Annotated in this window: 7 protein-coding genes; 2 read left to right on the plus strand and 5 right to left on the minus strand. The window is 43.5% G+C overall.

Annotation, left to right across the window (positions count from 1 at the left end):
• The first annotated feature begins 52 nt into the window (after nt 1–52).
• Together DN068_RS00295 and DN068_RS00300 are read left to right on the plus strand one after the other, a co-directional pair.
• On the plus strand, nt 53–712 hold the full coding sequence (locus DN068_RS00295) for a hypothetical protein (protein WP_110996876.1): 660 nt from the start codon (nt 53–55) through the stop codon (nt 710–712).
• 35 nt (nt 713–747) lie between these two features.
• Entirely contained in the window at nt 748–3,009 is a 2,262-nt protein-coding gene (locus DN068_RS00300) for a reprolysin-like metallopeptidase (protein ID WP_110996877.1), read from the plus strand.
• Nucleotides 3,010–3,315: 306 nt separating this feature from the next.
• Here DN068_RS00300 and DN068_RS00305 read toward each other — a convergent pair whose 3' ends face one another.
• From DN068_RS00305 to DN068_RS00320, 5 genes are all read right to left on the minus strand, one after another.
• Nucleotides 3,316–3,624 (minus strand): hypothetical protein, encoded by a 309-nt coding sequence (locus DN068_RS00305; RefSeq protein ID WP_110996878.1) that lies wholly within the window; start codon nt 3,622–3,624, stop codon nt 3,316–3,318.
• Nucleotides 3,625–3,771: 147 nt separating this feature from the next.
• Nucleotides 3,772–3,936: a hypothetical protein gene (locus tag DN068_RS22010; protein ID WP_165836234.1), complete on the minus strand. Its 165-nt coding sequence runs from the start codon at nt 3,934–3,936 to the stop codon at nt 3,772–3,774.
• Nucleotides 3,937–4,035: 99 nt separating this feature from the next.
• Complete coding sequence (locus tag DN068_RS00310) at nt 4,036–4,506, minus strand: hypothetical protein (RefSeq protein WP_110996879.1); 471 nt, start codon at nt 4,504–4,506, stop codon at nt 4,036–4,038.
• 324 nt (nt 4,507–4,830) lie between these two features.
• A complete protein-coding gene (locus DN068_RS00315) occupies nt 4,831–5,139 on the minus strand; it encodes a hypothetical protein (protein ID WP_110996880.1) in 309 nt (102 codons plus the stop codon).
• Nucleotides 5,140–5,145: 6 nt separating this feature from the next.
• Nucleotides 5,146–8,544 carry an RHS repeat domain-containing protein gene (locus DN068_RS00320; RefSeq protein ID WP_110996881.1) on the minus strand — a complete coding sequence of 1,133 codons (3,399 nt, stop codon included), beginning with the start codon at nt 8,542–8,544 and terminating at the stop codon, nt 5,146–5,148.
• Nucleotides 8,545–8,612 lie beyond the last annotated feature (68 nt).

An 8,612-nucleotide genomic window follows, 5' to 3' on the forward strand; every position in this document is an offset into this window, starting at 1 on the left:
CCATTTTTTGCCTATATTCGTTATTATTCTTTTAAGTTTTTTGAAATAAATAATGAATACAAGATTAATTTTTCCGGCACTGGCTGGATTGACGTTTTTATTGGGCGGATGCAGCACTTCAAAGAAAACGACCAACCAGTCCACGCGGCCATCCAGCGTGCCTGTATGTTCCAACAACGCAAAGGATAGTCTGCAACTGGAATGGTACAAAGTAAACAACCCGCTGCAGTCAGACGTCCCCACCTATACCTTACCAACACACTTCAATACCTACGCTATATCAACAGACCGGCAACTGAAAGCTTTTTTCATAAAAGCGAAAACAACTGCTGCGCCATTTTCCATGCCGTTATCCGGCCCGGACGATTGTCGTGCGTTTACAACGCAGGTATCAGGAACTATGTCTGCAGAGCTGGCGGCCAAATACCCTGAGATCGTATCACTGAAAGGCAGAAGCGATGCAAATGCCGATGCAGATTTACGTCTGGACTATGACGGCAACCAAATGCGCGGACAGATAATCTGGAGCGGTAAAGTATATATCATAGATCCGGTAAAATACGGCAACAGCACAGTCTATATCGTATACGACAAAAATGATACGTCCGTACCGAAAAATTCTTTCGAATCGGACCCGACGAAGCAGCAGCAACCGCAAAAAAAGGACCAGCCGAAATACAATACGAAACCAAAATATGACGCCAACTACTAATCGAGTTTAGTTAATAAAAATTCAACAAGAGCACAATGAAGAAAATTATTACGCTGCTTTTATGTGCAGGCCTGACTTCGCCAGCTGTCTTCGCCAGCGATTACAGCAGCCTCTGGCAAAATGTAAATGCCAACCAGGTAGCCAGCACAGGCAAACAACTGCTCCATCCTGACCAATTTCTCGTTTATACCGCCAATAATCAGGTACTGAAATCGCAATTGCTGAATATTTCCGAAGATCCGGCGATGGCGCAGGTAATTCAGTTGCCAATGCCAGATGGTTCATTCCGCTCGTTCAGAATCTGGCAGACACCGATGATGGAAAAAAACCTGAGCGACCGCTATCCGGGTATCAATACCTTCACGGCAGTGGCTACAGACAATAAAACTGTTACCGCGAAAATCGATTACACACTTTCTGGTTTTCACGCGATGATCTTCGACGGTGCCAATACAGCCTTCATTGATCCATACAGCAATACCAACGATGGTTATTATATCTCTTACTACAAAAAGGATTATACACGACCTGCAGGTCAAACAATGGCTTGTACGGTGGGCAGCGAACAGATTGCCGGCCAGACTGCCGAGCCAATCGCATTAAACAAAACCGGTCTGCCTGATCTTACACCGCTCAACCGCACCAACGGTACACAGAAAAAAACTTACCGTCTGGCGCTGGCTTGTACCGGCGAATATTCAGTTGCAGTTGCGGGCGCAAGTCCCACCAAAGCAGCAGTACTGAGCCATATGGTAACATCTATAAACCGCGTGAACGGTGTATACGAACGCGAAGTAGCGGTTACCATGACGCTGATCGGCAATGAAGACACACTGATATTTCTCGATGGAACCACCGATCCTTATACCAACAACAGTGGCGGCACCATGCTGGCAGAAAACCAACAAACCGTCACTAACCTTATCGGCACTGCCAATTATGACATCGGCCACGTATTCAGCACAGGCGGCGGCGGCGTTGCATTTCAGGGTTGCGTGTGCTCAGCATCTTACAAAGCAAGAGGTGTAACCGGTTCTGGCAGCCCGGTTGGCGATCCTTTTGACATCGACTATGTAGCGCACGAAATGGGCCACCAATATGGTGCCGGTCACACATTCAATGCCAATACGGGTTCTTGTCAGGGTAATGCGGACACCACTATCTCGTATGAACCAGGCAGCGGTTCTACAATCATGGCGTACGCAGGCATCTGCGGCGCAGGTGATAATCTGCAGCAGCACAGCGATGCCTATTTCCATGCAGCCAGTCTGAATCAGATCTCCAACTATATCACAACAGGTTATGGCAGCACTTGTGCTGTAGCAAGCAGTACAGGTAATACACCGAACACTGTTGGCGCATTCAACGCATCGTACAACATCCCGTTCAAAACACCATTTGAATTAACAGCTCCTGCAGCAATCGATGCAACAGCAGACACGCTTACCTACTGCTGGGAAGAATGGGATCTCGGAGATTTCAATACATCATTTGCCCCGACTCGCCGCTTCGGACCAATCTTCCGTTCATTCACTCCGGATAGCTCCAGCACACGCGTGTTTCCAACACCGGTAAAATTGCTCGCGAATATCACTTCTTACCTGGGTGAAAAACTGCCGGATACTTCCCGCAAACTTTGCTTCCGTCTTACAACCAGAGATATCTTCAATGGACTTGGTTGCTTTAATTTCCCTACCGATTCCATCCATCTAAATGTTGTGTACACAACAACACCGTTCACAGTTACCAGTCCAAACACAGCTGTAAACTGGACGGGTGCTACGCAGCAAACTATTACATGGAATATATCAGGCACAAATGCAGCCCCGATCAGCTGTGACAGCGTGACCATTTATCTGTCGGTAGATGGTGGTTATAACTATCCGTACACAGTAGCTACTGTGCCGAATAATGGATCCGCAACTGTAACGATTCCAAATGTGGCCACTACCACTAAGGGTCGCATCAAGGTGAAAGGCAACAACAATGTGTTCTTTAATATCAACAACACAAACATCACACTTACCTACAATCAGACCGCTGGTGTACCAACAATCGTGAACAATGCTGATATCAAAATTTATCCGGTGCCAGCATCAGATGTTGTAAACATCAGCAACAACACACGTTCTGTACTTCAGTCAACCGTAATCAACAGTGTTGGCCAAACGGTATGGAAAGGCACCATTACACAAACTGCTGCAATCGCAGTGAACAGCTGGGCAAAAGGCATGTACTATATCCGCATGACCGACGAAAAAGGACAACAGTCTGTAGCGAATTTTGTGGTGAAATAAATTAGAAAGGCAAAAGTTAAAATCTAAAAACGGGTCCGCTCATAATGGGGACCCGTTTTTTTATACGTTGTACTCAAACATCTGATGTTTCAGCATACAGGTATTGTATTCCACGGCTTTTATTTTTTTTATTTTTCGGCGTGCCCCTTCGGGTCGCGCTATCCGCTGCAAGTCCTCGCTCCGCGTTGCTGCACTGTGGGCTTTCCGCTGCTATTGTAACCTTACCCGTTTTGTAACCTTACCCGTTTTAAAACATACCTAAGTTAGAATAAACTCTGTAACCTTTTGTATAGATGTCGATATCTTCTAGTTTGTGTAGTTCAATTTGAGTTTGTTAATAAAAATTGCTTCGTCTGGAAATACTGCTGTGTAATAATCTGTAGTTTCTTTCCAGTGTTGAGTTATGGCATTTTTCCCCTTAGTTGTCAGTGTAAATTTGCCAAGACCATTCGTGTACTGAGCATCAATTAGCTTTTCGTCGCATAGATTCTTTATTAAGTTATCGCAAGAAATAATTTTAAACTTCCATGCGAGAATCTTGCATAGTTGATATGAATTGGAAAATTCATCTCTATTATCTAAAATTAAAAGTGCTATTATTTTTTCCTGGTTCATATATGATTACTGTTGTTATTGTTCGTAAGCTTTGTTTCCAGCATCTATTGCTCCTTTTGTATATAATTTCCGTTCGTAGTCACGGTGATACATTCCCTGTTCCCGCTGTTCGACATGTTAGCGTAGCGCATGTCGAACTATAAATAATTAGGATTTTGTAATCCCATTCAATGTAAAATCGATACGGATGCGCTGCCCGCCGGAGTATTGATAAGAAGCCTCCACCTGGCCTCCGCCAAAGGAGGAGGAAGTGTAGTGCAGCTCATTGAGCCCATTGAACTGCATCGTTTGCAGATGCAGCAGATGCGGCATCGTGATCATATTACCACGGGCGTCGTGGCATAAAAATCCCGGCTACTTGATAGCAACCGGGACTATTTAAAATCTGTCACTTTTTTAGGACTATTCAGATTAAAAATTTCTTGGCTTTTTTGCAATACCATAGTACTGCCATGAATGATTACTCTCTGCAAGGAATCGTTTCAATGTTGATAAATCAAGTGTATTTAACCGAGTGTTAGCTACATAAAAATCAGCATTATGTTCTAACAATTTAATTATGAATTCCAAAAGAAACATCTCATCTCTGCACTCCAGATCAATAATTGGAAAATATTCTTCCCCACTGTCTTCGACCGGATAGTATTCGTTTCTCTCATAAATATCCTCATTTTCCAAACAAGTAGCATATATATTAGGTAAATTACCTGCATCAATGTCATCACCTTTTTGTAAATATTTTGAGATAACCAAATCAGGCAGCTTACCATCATTATTTGTATTGTGGAAGTCGTATTTGTAATTTATCAGGCAATCTATTATTGTATAAAAATTTTGAATATCATTCCGCGGTTTCTTGCAAGTAATATAAACTGAATCCATAGCTTATTTTTTTTCATTCACTCCTGCTGTTCGACATGTTAGCGTAGCGCATGTCGAACTATAAATAATTGGGATTTTGTAATCCCATTCAATGTAAAATCGATATAAATATTCAATAACCCACCAAGGGAAATATAAAAAAACGGACAGCTTAAAGAAGCTGCCCGTTTCATGTTGTTTTTCTTATTGACAACAAGTTAAAGTTGTACACGCGAAGAAAATAATCGACTGAGTGAGCCAACTTTGAATAGTTGCAAAATTAATGGAATTACAGTTCATTTAGCATTCGACATGCGCTGTACTTACATGTCGAACAGCGGATAATTACAAATTGTAACTACCGTAGTCAACAACTTCAGTAATAGCATCAGCGCCATATTTTTTATATGCATCCAATACACTCAATATCTCTATAATTTTGACGCCTTGACCCTGTAAATATAAATCCTCAGGCATTAAGCGAAGACTATTGTTCGATGCTACATAATAACGGAGTTGACTATCAGTTAAAGCTTTTTCAATAATGAATTCATCGAGCTCCTTCTGGCCATCCTCTCGTTTATATGTGCCCAGATAGCGATCGGAAATTTCTTGTTCAAATCCCAAAACTGCGGATAATTGCCAAAGTTTCATAATAACTTATCGTGTTTTAAATGGTATAGCTTTAACTTCATAACCTAAACTCTTCCAAAACTGTTGAGCGGCTTCCCATGTTTTTTCATTAACTAAAGGATTACCGTCTCCAAATCTACCGGATCCAGCGTTTATTATTACGGTGTTTTCCGATTCAAACCATGCTTCGCCAGCTATGTATGCTTTTGAGCTGATATTACTATGAACTATATTACCTCGGTCAGTTGTCATAGGCGTCTTTTCTAACGCAACATTTAAACCTCGTTCGTCTATTGTCCATAAATATGTCGTTGCTTTATCACCCTTTGTTCCCAAAGTTACGTTTTCAAATTTACCAGAGTGCGAAGATTGTAAGCCTTCTGCAGGTGTAATTAATATATCTTCGTCTTTACTTAATGTTCTCGCAGAATTTTTAAGTATACCTAATTCGCTTCGTAGTGTTTCTGCAGCGGGTATCGCTTGTTGAGTTGTTGTTTCAATAGTTGTTTGAGTGACTGCATTAGCTGAAGTTTGTTTGGACTCTGTTTTAACTAGATCTGTTGCCGCTGAATTTTTGACCTGAGGTAACCCTTCCAATGCGATCATTAGTCCGGTGTTTCCAGCATCTACCGGAGAAACATTTCCTCCAGCACCTACTTGAACGTTTGTCTGCCATGCATCGGTACCATCAAGGTTATGCACAGTTTTTTGTCCTGTGATCCCAGACGTAACCTGTTGTAAAAATCTTGATGCGGGATTCGCGACTGCATCAACAATATGCGTTGGAATTGAAATCTCAGAATTCCCATTTTTCATGTAATACCAGAGATTGTAACCATGCATTTCATCTTCAGTGACAGACCGCATTGTATCTCCACCGCTTGGAGCAAAACCACCGTGTATAACAACTTCTGGAAGATGGACATCCGGTGCAGGCACTCCAGTATATCCACTGTCAGAATGCTTTTCGCGAACGCCCGTTGTCGGCTGTTCAGTGTACTGGATCTTTTTATCATTTGGTCCCATGCCAGTAGGGTCTGTCCAAGTTATTGGATTGTTGAACCCATAATTATAACAGCTTAACGGCGCATACTTCCCTTCCAGCGGATCACACGCGCTCCATCTCGCCAACCACGGGATATAATACCGCGCACCATGATAGTACAAACCCGATTCCTCATCGCGTTCTTTGCCGGTAAAACGATAACGTTTCGCAACGGCATTGATCGTGGCATCGGTTGCCTGGTAAGCAGTGGTGCCATACGGATGATATTCTTCATAAGAAATCACGGCGGCAGATTCATCCAATTCCAAAGCGGCAGAACCAAGATGATTGGAGTAGATGTATCGTTGTAACGTAGCGGCATTGCTGTCTGTATAGTTTGGATTACGCTGCTCTAGCATCGCTATACGACCTGTATCATCAGAGACATGTACGGTGCTTCGTTCCAGTGTTAGCGTGCCGTTGTCGTATTTACGATACAGTTCAAAACTGCCTAAATAAATACGTTCTTCTGCAATGCCACTTTTCTGCACATACTTACGGATGCGTTGACCACCGGAGTATTGATAAGAAGCCTCCACCTGGCCTCCGCCAAAGGAGGAGGAAGTGTAGTGCAGCTCATTGAGTCCGTTGAACTGCATTTGTTGCAGGTGCGGCATCGTGATCATATTACCACGGGCGTCGTGACTATAGTCAAACGTCTGACCATTTACTTTCGTGCTTAACAGCTGATTACTGCCTGATCCGTATTGATAGGTACGCGTATAACCTGCCGCGGCGGCGGCATGTGTCAGCGTTTTTATATTACCTACTGCGTCATATTCATAGGTCTGCATATAGTTCTGCACCGCGCTGCCATTTCCTTTTTGCGTAGTGATGTGATCGCTATCGTTATAGTTATCACTGCTACCTAAGGTGGCCAGGCTAGTTAGTTCACGACCTTGTGCCTGTATCAAACGATACAACGCATCGTAGGTAAAATCCTGATCGGGGCTTACTACGCTATTCTTGAAGAAAATGGTCTGTTGCGCATCATCACGGATGAAAGCGATATTACCCACCGGATCATAATAGTAATTCAGGTCCTGCAGTATTTCGTTGTAATGAGTGCTTGCAGTATTTACATTGACGGTGAGTAATCGTGTAAGCCTGTAGGTAAGCGAATCGTAAACATAGGATGTTTTGGTGCCATTGCCATACCAGATCGCTTGTCTTTGTCCTTTGGCATCGTAATGAATATCGTTCACATAACTATCGCCATTAAGGCGCACTGTTTTCAGAGCCCCACCGCGATCATACACATGCTGTGTCTGGTTGCCGCCCGCATCGGTCAGCGTTACGGGTCTGCCCAGTGCATCTGCCTGTATAGTGGTGGTAAATGTTTCTGTAGACAATGTAGGGTTGGTATTCCAATCCGTATCGGTTACTGTACGATCTGCAATTAATTGCAACGCGGTTTGCAACGGCTGACCTTTAAAGTCATATCCAAGTGGCATCGATGTTTTACCTGAACTATCAAAATGTTCGTAAACCTGTCCGCGCAGATTGAGCGTTATTGCGTTTGCTGCACTTTCACCGTAGTTCGTTATTTCTAATACAGTATCTGTATGCCAGTCCTGCGTCGTACTGTTGTAAAGTGCCAGCTTTTTCTGCGCCGGTCTTCGAAGTACATCATGCGCAACCGTAAAACGACGCTTTTCCGCATCCCAAGCGTAAAGCGGTTGTCCTGCCACATCGGTAAGGGTATAACTGTCGGCGCTATCAATACTGTGCTGATAGCATACCTGCTTCAACATATTGTAGCGATACTGCAACTGCGTGCGGCCTAAACCATCAACTACAGCCAGCCGGTTACCTAAAATGTCCAATACAACATAGCTATGGATATCCATCACCCCTCCTCCGAAGGGTCCGGGGGAGGCTATTGTATAAAAAGGCCTTGCCAGCGCGTCCAGATGGACCACTGTTGGCGTGTTATAATGCACTACTGCTTTAGCGGCGGTATCTTTTCTTTTTTGTATATCCGCGATGTCTGCCTGCGTAAGGTTAAGGTCTGTGGTGGACAAAGCCAGTATCGCGGCGTACCAATCACTGTCTTTTACGGTATCATTTGCATCATAGCTTGTCTGTTGCCAACTGGTCCATTCTGTTTTACTAAACGTACCGTCCGGCATATCTACGCGCTGCACGCGGCTAAGCGGATCATAATGCATCCTGGGACTCACACCCTGACTGGCGGCTTGTGCTGCGGTATCACACAAATGCGTACTGCTGAAATAAGGCTCAAACTGCATCACCACGTTGCCTTTGTTATTATAAATGGTGCGGCCTGTGCCAATCCATCCTTCGTCTTCGCTCAGAGGGTGTTTAAAAAGAAAAGCATAAAAAAAGGAATCAGTGTTGTAACTAAGAGGTTTAATCAAACACCATCTTGCAAATGTGTTTTCCTTCTAGTTTAACTGATTCCGAATGGCAAGTTATATCAAGTTTT

The sequence above is a fragment of the Taibaiella soli genome (assembly GCF_003236175.1).
Taxonomy (GTDB): domain Bacteria; phylum Bacteroidota; class Bacteroidia; order Chitinophagales; family Chitinophagaceae; genus QKTW01.